Annotated in this window: 14 protein-coding genes; 10 read left to right on the forward strand and 4 right to left on the reverse strand. The window is 68.9% G+C overall.

The genetic code is table 11. The annotated features are described in order from the left end of the window. Positions 1-12: 12 nt before the first annotated feature. On the forward strand, positions 13-702 hold the full coding sequence (locus OHA18_RS27930; protein WP_328998280.1) for a response regulator transcription factor: 690 nt from the start codon (positions 13-15) through the stop codon (positions 700-702). Continuing rightward, on the forward strand, positions 702-2,096 hold the full coding sequence (locus OHA18_RS27935) for a sensor histidine kinase (protein ID WP_328998281.1): 1,395 nt from the start codon (positions 702-704) through the stop codon (positions 2,094-2,096). The genes OHA18_RS27930 and OHA18_RS27935 overlap by 1 nt, the downstream gene beginning before the upstream one ends. On the opposite strand, the gene OHA18_RS27940 is transcribed toward OHA18_RS27935, so the two are convergent. Both OHA18_RS27940 and OHA18_RS27945 read right to left on the reverse strand, forming a co-directional pair. Continuing rightward, positions 2,089-3,231 carry a Gmad2 immunoglobulin-like domain-containing protein gene (locus OHA18_RS27940; RefSeq protein ID WP_328998282.1) on the reverse strand — a complete coding sequence of 381 codons (1,143 nt, stop codon included), beginning with the start codon at positions 3,229-3,231 and terminating at the stop codon, positions 2,089-2,091. The two genes, OHA18_RS27935 and OHA18_RS27940, sit on opposite strands and share 8 nt — an antisense overlap. After that, complete coding sequence (locus tag OHA18_RS27945) at positions 3,228-3,737, reverse strand: SigE family RNA polymerase sigma factor (RefSeq protein WP_328998283.1); 510 nt, start codon at positions 3,735-3,737, stop codon at positions 3,228-3,230. Before OHA18_RS27945 ends, OHA18_RS27940 begins: the two co-directional genes overlap by 4 nt. Before the next feature lie 290 nt (positions 3,738-4,027). Between OHA18_RS27945 and OHA18_RS27950 the strand changes: the two genes are divergently transcribed. The 8 genes from OHA18_RS27950 (at position 4,028) to OHA18_RS27985 (ending at position 10,432) form a co-directional block, all read left to right on the forward strand. Further along, positions 4,028-4,954, forward strand: coding sequence for a PhoH family protein (locus OHA18_RS27950; RefSeq protein ID WP_329006168.1), 927 nt, complete (start codon positions 4,028-4,030; stop codon positions 4,952-4,954). Next, positions 4,951-5,430 (forward strand): rRNA maturation RNase YbeY, encoded by a 480-nt coding sequence (gene ybeY, locus OHA18_RS27955; RefSeq protein ID WP_328998284.1) that lies wholly within the window; start codon positions 4,951-4,953, stop codon positions 5,428-5,430. The genes OHA18_RS27950 and ybeY overlap by 4 nt, the downstream gene beginning before the upstream one ends. An 18-nt stretch (positions 5,431-5,448) precedes the next feature. Then, on the forward strand, positions 5,449-6,753 hold the full coding sequence (locus OHA18_RS27960; RefSeq protein ID WP_328998285.1) for a hemolysin family protein: 1,305 nt from the start codon (positions 5,449-5,451) through the stop codon (positions 6,751-6,753). A 20-nt stretch (positions 6,754-6,773) separates the two neighbouring features. Next, positions 6,774-7,106: a cytidine deaminase gene (locus tag OHA18_RS27965; RefSeq protein ID WP_328998286.1), complete on the forward strand. Its 333-nt coding sequence runs from the start codon at positions 6,774-6,776 to the stop codon at positions 7,104-7,106. After that, positions 7,090-8,019 carry a GTPase Era gene (era, locus tag OHA18_RS27970; RefSeq protein WP_328998287.1) on the forward strand — a complete coding sequence of 310 codons (930 nt, stop codon included), beginning with the start codon at positions 7,090-7,092 and terminating at the stop codon, positions 8,017-8,019. Before OHA18_RS27965 ends, era begins: the two co-directional genes overlap by 17 nt. After that, positions 8,019-8,687, forward strand: a complete 669-nt coding sequence (locus OHA18_RS27975) for a GNAT family N-acetyltransferase (protein WP_328998288.1) — start codon at positions 8,019-8,021, stop codon at positions 8,685-8,687. Before era ends, OHA18_RS27975 begins: the two co-directional genes overlap by 1 nt. Further along, on the forward strand, positions 8,684-9,316 hold the full coding sequence (locus tag OHA18_RS27980) for a hypothetical protein (protein WP_328998289.1): 633 nt from the start codon (positions 8,684-8,686) through the stop codon (positions 9,314-9,316). Before OHA18_RS27975 ends, OHA18_RS27980 begins: the two co-directional genes overlap by 4 nt. 162 nt (positions 9,317-9,478) lie before the next feature. After that, positions 9,479-10,432 (forward strand): hypothetical protein, encoded by a 954-nt coding sequence (locus tag OHA18_RS27985; protein WP_328998290.1) that lies wholly within the window; start codon positions 9,479-9,481, stop codon positions 10,430-10,432. A 72-nt stretch (positions 10,433-10,504) separates the two neighbouring features. Here the strand turns inward: OHA18_RS27985 and OHA18_RS27990 are convergent, their stop codons facing one another. Both OHA18_RS27990 and OHA18_RS27995 read right to left on the reverse strand, forming a co-directional pair. Then, positions 10,505-11,494: a GNAT family N-acetyltransferase gene (locus tag OHA18_RS27990; protein WP_328998292.1), complete on the reverse strand. Its 990-nt coding sequence runs from the start codon at positions 11,492-11,494 to the stop codon at positions 10,505-10,507. A 41-nt stretch (positions 11,495-11,535) separates the two neighbouring features. Beyond that, on the reverse strand, positions 11,536-12,519 hold the full coding sequence (locus tag OHA18_RS27995; RefSeq protein ID WP_328998293.1) for an oxidoreductase: 984 nt from the start codon (positions 12,517-12,519) through the stop codon (positions 11,536-11,538). Between the last annotated feature and the right edge of the window lie 54 nt (positions 12,520-12,573).

Here is a 12,573-nt window from a genome sequence, read left to right on the forward strand (position 1 = left end):
CAGGAGCAGAGGATGGCCGAAGCCGGCCGCGGGCTGGTTCTGGTGGTGGAGGACGAGGCGGCGATCGCCGAGGTGATCGAGCTGTACCTGCGCCGGGACGGCTTCGGCGTCCGGATCGAGTCCGACGGCGAGGCAGCGCTCGCCGCCTGGCGGCGGCTGCACCCGGTCGCGGTGATCCTCGACATCGGGCTGCCGGGCCGCGACGGCGCGGACGTCTGCCGGACGATGCGGGCCGCCGGGGACTGGACGCCGGTCCTGTTCGTCACCGCCCGCGACGACGAGGTCGATCGCCTACTGGGCCTGGAGCTGGGCGCGGACGACTACATCACCAAGCCGTTCAGTCCGCGGGAGCTGGCGGCCCGCGTCCGGACCGTCCTCCGGCGCGCGGCCGGCGGCGTTCCGGCGGCAGGCGACGTGCTCTCGGTGGGTGTGGTGCGGCTCGACGTCGGCCGCCGGCGGGCCTGGGCGGACGAGGCCGAGGTGAGCCTGACGTCGACCGAGTTCGACCTGCTGACCCAGCTGTTCCGGCGCCCCGGCCGGGTGTTCGAGCGCGACGAGCTGCTCAGTTCGGTCTGGGGATACCAGTCCGTGGCAGGCACCCGGACGGTCGACGTGCACATCGCCCAGTTGCGCGCGAAGCTCGGCGCGGCCAGTCCCATCCGCACGGTGCGCGGCGTCGGCTACGCGGCCGACCGCGACTGATGGCCGTCGAGGTCCGGACCCCGGCCGAAGCCGGTCGTGGCTCATTGGCCACCCGGATCGTGCTGACCTGTGTAGCTGTCGCCGGGGTCGCTGTGCTGGTGGCGGGTCTGGTGATGGCGGGGCTGGCAAGGCGGTCCGCCCAGAACGTGCTGCAGCAGTCGCTGGCCGCGCAGGCCGACGTGATCGCCGGCCAGGTGGATCAGCGTGGTCTGAGTTCGCGTGCGGCCGGGCTCGGGAGGGTCGCGCAGGTCGTCCGCGGCCAGGGCATCGTCGTCGTACTGCTCCTGCCGAGGCGCGGCGTCCAGTCGACCGACGGATCCTCCACCCAGGCAGCGATCACGGCCGGGCTCGGCGACATCGACAGTAGGCAGCGGATCTCCACCGAGGTGCGGGTCGGCGGCACCGACTACCTGGTCGAAGCTCGCGGTCTCGGCGACACCTCCGGGTTCGCCCTGGTCGAGCCGGTCCGGCTGGCCGCCGACACCCAGCGGATCCTGATCCGCAACATCCTGTTCGCGCTCGGGGCCGGCCTGCTGGTCGCCGCCCTCGCCGGTGCGCTGCTCGGCCGGCTCCTCGGCCGTCCACTGCGTCGTACGGCGGACGTCGCGGCGGCGATGCGTCAGGGTCGGCGCGATCTCCGCGCACCGGTCGAAGGGCCGACCGAGGTGGCCGAGGTGGCGGCCGCGGTCAACGAACTCTCGATCGCCTTGCAGCACAGCGAGGCGCGGCAGCGCGAGTTCCTGCTCTCGGTCTCGCACGAGTTGCGGACGCCGTTGACCGCGGTTCACGGGTTCGCCGAGTCGCTCGCCGACGGGGTCGCGACCGATCCGCGGCATGCCGGTCAGGTGATCCGGCAGGAGTCGCAGCGGCTCGAACGGCTGGTCAGCGACCTGCTCGACCTCGCGCGGATCGGTGCGGATCAGTTCCGGCTCGATCTCGCCCGGGTGGACCTGCGCGAGACGCTCGTCGCGTGTGCCGAGGTCTGGCGGGTGCGCTGCGAGCGGCAAGGCGTCCGGTTCCACCTCGACCTGCCGCCGGTGCCGGCCGTAGCGACGACCGATCCGCGCAGGATCCGGCAGGTCCTGGACGGTCTGGCCGAGAACGCTCTCCGCGTCACCCCGGCCGGTGCGCGGCTGACGATGTCACTGGGGCGCACGGCGGACGACATCACGATCCAGGTTCGCGACGGCGGTCCCGGTCTCGCACCGGAGGACTACGCTGTCGCGTTCCAGCCCGGCGTACTCAACCAGAAGTACCGCGGCCGGCGGCCGGTCGGTTCGGGGATCGGCCTCGCGCTGGCTCAGGGACTGGTCACCAGGCTCGGTGGCACGCTCACCGCGGGACCGGCACCGGAAGGCGGCGCCGGATTCACGATCGTGCTGCCGGCTACTTGACCAGGATCGTCTTCGAGTCGGTGTTGGTGACGCTGCCGTCGGCATCGGAGATCAGATAGGCCTCGATCTGCCACTGGCCAGGCGTCAGCACGACCGAGAACGCGAACGGCGAGAACTTCTGCCCCTCCGTGGTGTTGGTGAAGCTCTTCTTCGTCTCGCGGGTCTTCAGGTTCGTCAGCTGGTAGTTGACGGTCGCCTCGAACGCACTCGCGGTGCCCTCGACGGTGACCTTGCTGCCGGTCACCGCGCCCTCACTGGGCGACGTGATCCAAACGAGCGCCTGCACATCCGTCGCCTGCGCCCGGGTGAGCGGAGTGCTGGTGTCGACCTGCCCGAAGAGCTTCTGGACCGCTCGGCCGGCCTGGGTGACCTGGATCGAGGTGGTGTCGTCCTGCAGTGCGCCCTGCACGGTGTAGATCAGCTGCTGGGTGGCGACCCTGGCGAGATCAGGGTCGAGGTCGGTCTTCGGAAGCTGTTTGAAGTCGACGGTGACGACGCCGTCCGAGCGGGTGACACGGTTCACGGCGGCACCACGCCAGACCGAGTAGTAGTCCGGGTCCTCTGGCTGCTTGGTGGTCATGATGCGGACCGCCTCCTCGGCCGGGCGGCCGCTGACCTTCGCCCAGGTGCGGTACAGCTTCGCGGCGGACTTCTTCGGTACGCCGACCTGCTGACCGAGCCAGTAGACAGGGACAACGGCGCTGCGCACCGACTGCTCGGGGGCGCTGCTGTCGGTCGGCTGGACTGTCTTCACCGCTGCCGACGTCGACTTGGTCGGCGGCAGGGTGGCAGCGGTCGGGACCGGTGACGGTGCCGGGGAGAGGACGGACGGCGTCTGGCTCTGCGGTACGCCGGACGCGCTGGTCGTCGTACCGGGACCGGCCACCGCGTCGCCGTCGTTGGCGATGTTGTCGTTCCCGTTGAAGACGGTGAACGCGCCGACCACCGCGGCCGTCCCGACCGCGGCCAAGCCGGCGGTCAGGAGCCAGGGCCGCCGCGCGACCGGCCGGCGCTGAGCATGCGCGCGGGCGCGGATCTCCGGCAACGCGTCAGCCGGCTCGACCCGGTCCGCCTCGCTCCGTAGGGCCCGGCGCATCAGCTCGTCGAACGGCTCGTTCGAGTTCTGGTCGTTCATACGTTCTGCTCCAGGAGCTGGCGCAGCGACTTGGTTGCGCGTGCGGCGTGGCTCTTCACGGAGCCCCGGCTGATGCCCATCGTGTCCGCGATCTCGGCCTCCGACAGGTCACCGTAGTACCGGAGCACCATCACGGTGCGCTGCTTCTCCGGCAGGGTCCGCATCGCCTCGATGACACGGTCGGTCTCCGCGGTCCGCAGTACCGCCTGCTCCGCGCTCGGCGCGTCGGGAAGGGTCCGCGGGGTGTGCTTGTCCACCACCACCAGGTGGCGCTGGCGGGACCGGCAGCGGTTCACCACGGCGGTCCGCAGGTACGCGAGCGCCTTGTGGGGGTCGCGGATCCGGTGCCAGCGACCGTGCATCGCGACGAACGCGTCCTGCACGATCTCCTCCGCCGAGCCGGTGTCGCGCAGCAGCAGCGAGCCGAGGCGGACGAGCGAGGTGTAATGAGCGGTGTAGACAGCCGTCAGCGCCTCGTCGGCATCCCACGAGGACTCATGTGTCACGCACTCTTCGTACACCACGGCCGGTTGAGCCACGAAAAGACGACGCGAAGACCTCGTCCCAGGTTGACAACAACCCGGCAGAAAGTCCGCTCACCGAGCGTGTCCGGGTGAATTACGAGTGAGGCTGTCGGACCAGGCGGCTAGCATGGGAGGTCACATCACCAGTACTCAGGAGGAAGAGCCTGTCCAGGCCACGCAGTATCGAACCGGAGGCCCGCCAGAACGGCACAGTCTCAGGTGCCGCCGGCGCGCAGGCGTCGCACAAGATCGTCGTGCCGAACAGCATCGACATGGTGGCCCTGCTCGGAGCCCGGGACGAGTTCCTCCGCATCGTAGAGAAAGAGTTCGCCGCCGACATCATGGTCCGCGGCAACGAGATCACGCTCAACGGTGAGCCGGCCGAGCTGGCCCTGGCCGAGCGGCTGATCGACGAGCTGATCGCGGTGATCCGCACTGGGCACGGCCTGACCGCAGACTCGGTCGAGCGCAGCATCGCGATGATCAAGCAGGCGACGGCCGAGAGCCCGGCCGACGTGCTGACGCAGAACATCCTGTCCAGCCGCGGCCGCACCATCCGGCCGAAGACGCTGAACCAGAAGCGGTACGTCGACGCCATCGACAAGAACACGATCGTCTTCGGCATCGGCCCGGCCGGCACCGGCAAGACCTACCTGGCGGTCGCCAAGGCGGTCCAGGCGCTGCAGGCCAAGGAGGTCAACCGGATCATCCTGACCCGGCCGGCCGTCGAGGCCGGTGAGCGGCTCGGGTTCCTGCCCGGCACCCTGTCGGAGAAGATCGACCCGTACCTGCGCCCGCTGTACGACGCCCTGCACGACATGCTCGACCCGGAGTCGATCCCGCGGCTGATGACCGCCGGCACGATCGAGATCGCGCCGCTGGCCTACATGCGCGGCCGGACGCTGAACGACGCCTTCATCATCCTGGACGAGGCGCAGAACACGTCGCCGGAGCAGATGAAGATGTTCCTCACCCGGCTCGGCTTCGGCTCGCAGATGGTGATCACCGGCGACGTCACCCAGGTCGACCTGCCGACCGGGACGCATTCCGGCCTGCGCGTCGTCCAGGACATCCTCGAAGGTGTCCAGGACCTGACCTTCTGCCGGCTGACCTCGCACGACGTGGTCCGGCACAAGCTGGTCGGGCGGATCGTCTCGGCGTACGAAAACTATGAAGGTAGTGCTGAAACTCACCGATGAACGTCGAGGTCAACAACGAGTCCGGAGTCGAGATCGACGCCCACGGACTGATGCGGCTCAGCCGGTTCGTGATGTCGTCGCTGCGGCTGCACCCGGAGTGTGAGCTGTCGATCAAGCTGGTCGACGAGGACACCATGGCGCGGTACCACGTCGAGTTCCTGGATCTGCCGGGTCCGACCGACGTGATGTCGTGGCCGATGGACGAGCTGCGGCCCGGGCCGTCCGACGACGACGAGGGCGAGCTGCCGCTCGGTCACCTCGGCGACATCGCGCTCTGCCCGACGGTCGCGGCGGCGCAGGGCGCGAAGGCCGGTCACGGCACCTGGGCCGAGCTGGAGCTGCTGACGGTGCACGGCATCCTGCACCTGCTCGGGTACGACCACGCGGAACCCGCCGAGAAAGCGGAGATGTGGGAGATCCAGGGCCGCCTGCTGGAAGCATGGCGGGCACCTGGAAACCGGCTCGAGAGTGTCTGAGGCAGGAGTGACGTTGCGGTGACCTACCACGACCTCGTGCTCCTGGTTGTGGCTGCGGTGCTCGTCCTGCTCGCCGGTCTGTTCGCCGGTGCCGAGGCCGCGCTGTCGTCGTACTCGAAGGTGCGCGCGAACGAGCAGGTCGAGCTGGGCAACCTGCGGGCGGTCCGGCTGCGGGACCTGCTGTCCGACGCCCCGCGGTACCTGAACTCGCTGCTCCTGCTCCGGCTGATCTGCGAGATCACCGCGATCGTGCTGGTCACCCAGGCGCTGTCCGGCGTCCTGTCGGTGACCTGGGAGCACATCCTGATCACCGCGGTGGTGATGGTGCTGGTGTCGTACGTGATCATCGGCGTCGCGCCGCGGACGCTCGGCCGGCAGCACTCGGACCGGTTCGCGATCATCTCGGCCGGCCCGGTGATGGCGGTGACCCGGATCCTCGGTCCGCTGCCGAAGTTCCTGATCCTGATCGGCAACGCGCTGACCCCGGGCAAGGGCTTCGCCGAAGGACCGTTCGCGACCGAGGCCGAGCTGCGCGCGCTGGTCGACTACGCCGAGAAGTCCGCGGTGATCGAGTCCGGCGAGCGGCAGATGATCCACTCGGTGTTCGAGCTCGGCGACACCATTGTCCGCGAGGTGATGGTGCCGCGGACCGACATGGTCTACATCGAGAAGCACAAGAAGCTCCGCCAGCTCACCTCGCTGGCGCTGCGGTCCGGGTACTCGCGGATCCCGGTGATCGGCGAGTCGCTGGACGACATCCTCGGCGTCGTCTACCTCAAGGACGTGATGCGCCGCGTCTACGACAACGCCCAGGCCGAGTCGACCGAGCGGGTCGAGTCGGTCATGCGGCCGTGCATGTACGTCCCGGACTCCAAACCGGTCGACGAGCTGCTGCGCGAGATGCAGGCGGCCCGGATGCACCTGGCGATCGTCGTCGACGAGTACGGCGGTACGGCGGGACTGGTCGCGATCGAGGACATCCTCGAGGAGATCGTCGGCGAGATCACCGACGAGTACGACGAGGACCCGGACTCGGTGCAGCAGCTGTCCGACGGCGCGTACCGGGTCTCGAGCCGGCTGCCGATCGACGAGCTCGGCGAGCTGTTCGGCGTACCGCTGGACGACGACGACGTGGACACGGTCGGCGGTCTGATGGCCAAGCTGCTCGGCAAGGTGCCGATCCCCGGCGCCGAGGTGGCGATCGAGGGTCTGTCGCTGACGGCGGAGCGGCCGTCCGGTCGCCGCAACCAGGTAGGTACGGTTCTGGTACGACGCGAGGAGCCGACTCCCGCGCCGCAGGACCAGAACCACCAGCACGCCTGACCTATCTCTTGGAGCATTTCTTGTCTGACCTGTCCGCCGAGGACGCGAAACTCGTCACGCTCGCCCGCGCGGCCCGCGCCCGGACGCGGGCCGCTGAAGGAGCCGCCGTCCGCGACTCCGACGGGCGCACGTACGCCGCTTGTACGGTCTCGCTCGACACGGTCGAGCTGACCGCACTGCAGCTGGCCGTGGCGATGGCGCTCGCGTCCGGGGTGAAGGGTCTGGAGGCGGCCGCGGTGGTCACCGAGGCCGAGTCAGTTGATGTGAACGTCGTACGGCACTTCGCTGGCGCCAACATTCCCGTCGTACATGCCAATGGCACCGGAGAGGCCCGCGATGTCGTCCACACCTGAGAACTTCAAGGCAGGATTCGCCTGCTTCGTGGGCCGGCCGAACGCCGGCAAGTCCACCCTCACCAACGCGCTGGTGGGCCAGAAGATCGTCATCACCTCGTCGAAGCCGCAGACCACGCGGCACGCCGTCCGCGGGATCGTGCACCGGCCGGACGCCCAGCTGATCCTGGTCGACACCCCTGGGCTACACAAGCCGCGCACGCTGCTCGGCGAGCGGCTGAACGACCTGGTGAAGACCACCTGGGCCGAGGTCGACGTGATCGCGGTCTGCCTGCCGGCCAGCGAGAAGATCGGCCCCGGCGACCGGTTCCTGGTGACCGAGGCGGCGAAGGTCGCGAAGACGCCGAAGGTCGCGCTGGCCACCAAGGCCGACCTGGTCGAGCCCGACCGGATGGTCGAGCACCTGGCCGAGATCCAGGCGCTGGGTGAGTCCGCCGGGATCGAGTGGGCGGCGATCGTGCCGGTGTCGGCAACCTCCGGCTACCAGGTCGACGTGGTCGCCGACGAGCTGGTGAAGCTGCTGCCGAACGGCTTCCCGCTCTACCCGGACGGCGACATCACCGACGAACCCGAGGAGACGCTCGTCGCCGAGCTGATCCGCGAGGCCGCGCTGGAAGGCGTCCGGGACGAGCTGCCGCACTCGATCGCGGTCACCATCGACGAGATGAACCTGCGCGAGGACCGCCCCGAGGACAAGCCGCTGCTGGACGTGTACGCGAACATCTTCCTCGAGCGGGAGAGCCAGAAGGGCATCGTGATCGGCCACAAGGGCGCCCGGCTCCGCGAGGTCGGCGCGGAGGCGCGGCGGCAGATCGAAGCCCTGCTGGGGACGCCGGTGTACCTCGACCTGCACGTCAAGATCGCCAAAAACTGGCAGACAGATTCGAAGCAGTTGCGCAAACTGGGATTCTGATGAATCTGCAGAATCCCGTGTACGCCGCGTTGACCGGCCCGCACGCCCGCTTGGCCGAGATCCGCGGCAACGCCCGTCGCTACCCGACGGCCATGGCGCCGTTCCTGGCGTTGCCCGACGTACCGACCGAGCAGGACTGGGCCGATGCGGCCGCGCTGCTCGGTCCCGGTACGACGGGTGCGCTGATGCGGCCGGGTCTTCCGGTGCCCGACAGTCTCAAGGTGGACCTGGAGATCCCGCTGGTCCAGTTCGTCGCGCCCGCGTCGCTGCCGGCCGCGGACCCGGAGACGATCGTCCTGGGCCCGGACGACGTACCGGACATGCTCGCGCTCGTCGCGCTGACCGATCCCGGCCCGTTCCGCAGCCGCACGATCGAGCTCGGCACCTACCTCGGCATCCGCCGCGACGGCAACCTGATCGCGATGGCAGGCACGCGGTTCGCCCTCCCCGATCACACCGAGATCAGCGCCGTCTGCACCCACCCGTCGTACCAGGGCCAAGGCCTGGCCACGCGCCTGATCCGCGCCACCGCCGCCCACATCAAGTCCACCGGCCGCACCCCGTTCCTGCACACCGGCGGCACCAACACCAACGCCATCCGCCTCTACAAGTCCCTCGACTTCACCCTCACCAACGAAATGCTGGTAACGATCGTCCAGCCGGCGTGACGGACCTCCGCGGTCGGCTCGCCCACGTCTACTGGCTCGCAGGCGGCACCGGCGCCGGCAAGTCGACGATCTCCCGTCGCCTCGCCGACCGGTTCGGCCTTCGCCGCTACGACACCGACGCCGCGATGGGCGACCACAACGCCCGCAGCAGTCCCCACGAAACGCCGTACCTGCAGGACTTCCTCGCGATGGACATGGACGAGCGCTGGGCGAACCGATCACCGGACGTCATGCTCGACACCTTCCACTGGTTCCGCGGCGAGGCCTTCGGGCTGATCGTCGAAGATCTGCTCAGCCTGCCGGTGGAACCGGTCGTGGTGGAGGGGTTCCGGCTGTTGCCCGAGCTCGTCGAGCCGTTGCTGGCCGATCGGCGGCAGGCTGTGTGGCTGCTGCCGACACCCGCGTTCCAGCGGGCCGCCTTCACCGAGCGCGGGTCGCTCTGGACCATCGCCGGGCGAACGAGCAGGCCTGAACGGGCCTTGAGCAACTTGTTGGAGCGGGACCGGATGTTCACCGAACGGGTCGCCGGTGAGACCGAGCGGCTCGGTCTCACCGGCGTCGCGGTGGACATCGGCCGGACCGAGGACGAGTCGGTCGACCGGATTGCGAAGTTGTTCGGTTTGGCCTAGATCTTCTCCGACGAGATGAAGGTCACAGTGGTCCAGGCGGTCTAGCCTGGAACCTTTGCAACAAGCTGCAACCGCGGCGCGTTTCGTCCCCCGCGCACGTTATGCTCGCGCACGATCTCGAGGCTCATCGAGGTCATTCTTGTCCTGAGGGGGACTCCCAGTATGAAACTGCAGCGCTTCGCGCTCGCCCTGGCCGGGGTCGGCATGCTCGCCGCCACGGCCGCCTCCGTACCGGCCACCGCCGCCGTCCGGTCCAACCCGACGCCCGCGATCGCCAACCCGGCCAAGGGCAACCTGAAGACCACGCCGAACACCAAGCTCGCCTCCGGGGGATGCGTGCAGGACGTGGGCTTCAACACCCCGACGCCGGGGATCAACGACGCCCTGATCACGCCGGCCAAGCCGCCGCGCGGTGAGTTCTTCGCGGAGTTCCCGTTCGTCGGCACCCGGCTCAACACGACGTGGTACGGCGTGCAGACCGACGCGCACTTCTACTACCACAGCCTGTTCGTGCAGAACGGCACGCTGTACCGCGGTGTCACCTACTTCGACACCGACAACGCGCGGCCGACGTACGCGCGGATCGGCTCCGGCTGGACCAGCTTCACCCAGCTCGTGACGTCGAACTACGCCATCACCGCGCCGAACCGCTCGTACCTGTACGGGCTGAGCACCAACGGCAGCCTCTACCGCTACGCCGCGTCGGGCGCCACGTTCCGGGCACTCGGCCACTTCGCCGGTTTCAAGGGCTTCAAGGCGATGACCGTGATCTCCGAGACCCCGACCTACGACACGCTCCTGATGACCACCAAGGCGGGCGCGCTCTGGACGGTCCGGGTCCCGGCCGCGGCCTCGACCAAGCCGGTCCTGAAGCTGGTCCGGAGCACGGGCTTCGCGGCGTACGAGTCGCTGGCCGCCAGGGAGTGCGGTGAGAAGGGCGGCACGCTGGTGACCGGTTTCGACAACGACACCGACTCGGCGTACCAGTACGCGACGAGCAAGTTCAACGGCTCGGCGACGGCTGTCACGTCCTACGGCCGGGTCACCGGCGGCACCATCCCGGGCACCGGCGTCTTCTCGATCACCGGCCACTGGAACCAGCTCGTGGGCGAGTGAGCTTTCAGCAGTAACTGAGTTTTCAGCAGTAGAGGGCGGGGGCGTCGCTGGTTGCGGCGCCCCCGGTCTGCTTCAGAGCTTCTTCTGGTAGGCCAGGATGCGGGCGATGATCCGGTAGTTGAGTTGTTCGTTGATGCCGATCATGTGGTTGTTGGATTCGGCGTTCCAGGTGTCGATCTGGGTGATGGCGGGCTCGGCCTCGCGGAGCCACAGGAGCATCGCGGACTTCACCAGAGCGCCCAGGCGGTGGCCGCGGTGGGCGCGGTCCACCGCGGTGTCGTGCTGCTCGCCGATGTACGGGCGTTCGCGCTCGACGGCGACGACCGTGTGGCCGGCGAGCGCACCGGTGGACTTCTCGCGGGCGATCACCCGGTAGACCGTGCGATCGCTCTTCGACTGCGCCTCCTCGTACGCGCGCAGACGCTCCGGGCTGTAGACGTCGTCCTCCATGTCCAGGTCGTCCTTGGGAGCATCGTTGATGGAGGCGGTCAGCGTGACCATGTCCTCCAGCAGCTCCTCCGGCAGCGCCCCGGTCAGCTTCGTCAGCTCGTACGACGTGGACGCGGCGACCGCGTCGTCGTACAGCCGCTGCACCACACCCCAGTCGAGTCCGGTGATGTCCTGTCGCCGGTTCACCTCGACGGCCTTCTGCACGAACCCGTGCCGGCGCGCGAACGCATCCGCCTTCGGCAGGTCCACGCACCCGTAGCCGATCGTGTCCCGGCCCAGCTCACGGGCGAACCCCTCGCCGTACTCGACCAGTGCCGACCCGACTCCGCGGCCACGATGATCCGGATGGACGTCGACGTCGACCCAGACCTGGTTCGTGTTGTCGTAGAGGTTGACGCCCACGGCCAGCAGCCCGACCGCGGTCCCGTCGGTGTCTCGCGCCAGGTAGGCGTACTCGGGCTCCAGATCCCACCCGTAGCGCAGCATGTTCGCATAGCCACGCGCCGTCGGCGGCACCATCTCCGGGCAGTCGAGTTTGAGGGCTGCGCTCTTCAGCGCAACGGCTTCGGCACACCCGGCTTCGTCGTCGGGTGACAGCTTCGAGATCTCCACCCGCCCAGCGTCCACCGAGCGACCCGGTTACCGCGACTGGTTTATCCGCGGTCGAGAAGTTCCTCGCTGAGCTTCCACAGCCGCCGCGCGTTCTCCGGGTCGATCGCATACGGGAGTACACCGAACGCGCCCGGAGTCACCGCCAGTACGCCGGTGTCCGCCTCGTCCGACGTGTGCACCGTCGCGATGTCGACGTCCTCGCAGTACACCCCGCCGTACCCGTCGAGCGTGGGGCTGACCGCACACCACACCTGCGTCGCCGCGCCCTGCTCGACGGTCTTCAGACCGCGCGCGGGATCGATCACCGGCTCGTAGTTCTCGTCCAGGAAACCGCCTTCGCGCAACGTCTCGCGGTCCGAATACCGGGCCAGCTGGGTGATGATGCTGCCCGGATGCACCGCGAACGCCCTGATCCCATCCGCCCGCTCCCGCGCATCCAGCTCGACGGCGAAGAGCACGTTCGCGGTCTTCGACTGCCCGTACGCCGGGTAGGGCGCGTACTCGCGGTGCTCGAAGTTCGGGTCGTCGAAATCGACGTCGCTGTACCGGTGCCCGCGCGACGACACCGCCACCACCCGGGCGCCACCGGCCTGCCGCAACGCCGGCAGCAACCGCGTCGTGAGCTGGAAGTGCCCGAGATGATTCGTGGCGAACTGCGACTCGTATCCGCGGGCGTCCCGGGTCAGCGGGTTCGCCATGATGCCCGCACTGTTGACCAGGATGTGCAGCGCCCGCCCGCCGGCCAGGAACCGGTCCGCGAACGTATCGATGCTCGCCGGATCCAGCAGGTCCAGCTCCTCGACGACAACGCCGTCGATGTCGGCCAGCTCGCCGGCTGCGCGCGCGACATCGCGCGCCGGCACGATGACGTCCGCGCCCGCGGACCGGAAGGCGCGGACAGTCTCCTTGCCCAGCCCGGAGTACCCGCCGGTCACGATCGCGATCTTGCCGTGCAGATCGATGCCTTCGAGGACGTCGTACGTCGTGGAAGCGGCACTGAATCCGGAACCCATTGGTGTTTGCATGCTTCGACGGTAGGCCGGGATATCTGGACGCAGAATGCTTGAGAGTGCCGATAA

Source organism: Kribbella sp. NBC_00709, assembly GCF_036226565.1.
Classification (GTDB): domain Bacteria; phylum Actinomycetota; class Actinomycetes; order Propionibacteriales; family Kribbellaceae; genus Kribbella.

Excerpts from the sequence above, each read along its gene's own strand:
- OHA18_RS27930 (WP_328998280.1), top strand. The coding sequence starts at position 13 with ATGGCCGAAGCCGGCCGCGGGCTGGTTCTGGTGGTGGAGGACGAGGCG.
- OHA18_RS27935 (WP_328998281.1), top strand. The coding sequence starts at position 702 with ATGGCCGTCGAGGTCCGGACCCCGGCCGAAGCCGGTCGTGGCTCATTG.
- OHA18_RS27940 (WP_328998282.1), bottom strand. The coding sequence starts at position 3,231 with ATGAACGACCAGAACTCGAACGAGCCGTTCGACGAGCTGATGCGCCGG.
- OHA18_RS27950 (WP_329006168.1), top strand. The coding sequence starts at position 4,028 with ATGGTGGCCCTGCTCGGAGCCCGGGACGAGTTCCTCCGCATCGTAGAG.
- ybeY (WP_328998284.1), top strand. The coding sequence starts at position 4,951 with ATGAACGTCGAGGTCAACAACGAGTCCGGAGTCGAGATCGACGCCCAC.
- era (WP_328998287.1), top strand. The coding sequence starts at position 7,090 with ATGTCGTCCACACCTGAGAACTTCAAGGCAGGATTCGCCTGCTTCGTG.
- OHA18_RS27975 (WP_328998288.1), top strand. The coding sequence starts at position 8,019 with ATGAATCTGCAGAATCCCGTGTACGCCGCGTTGACCGGCCCGCACGCC.
- OHA18_RS27985 (WP_328998290.1), top strand. The coding sequence starts at position 9,479 with ATGAAACTGCAGCGCTTCGCGCTCGCCCTGGCCGGGGTCGGCATGCTC.
- OHA18_RS27995 (WP_328998293.1), bottom strand. The coding sequence starts at position 12,519 with ATGCAAACACCAATGGGTTCCGGATTCAGTGCCGCTTCCACGACGTAC.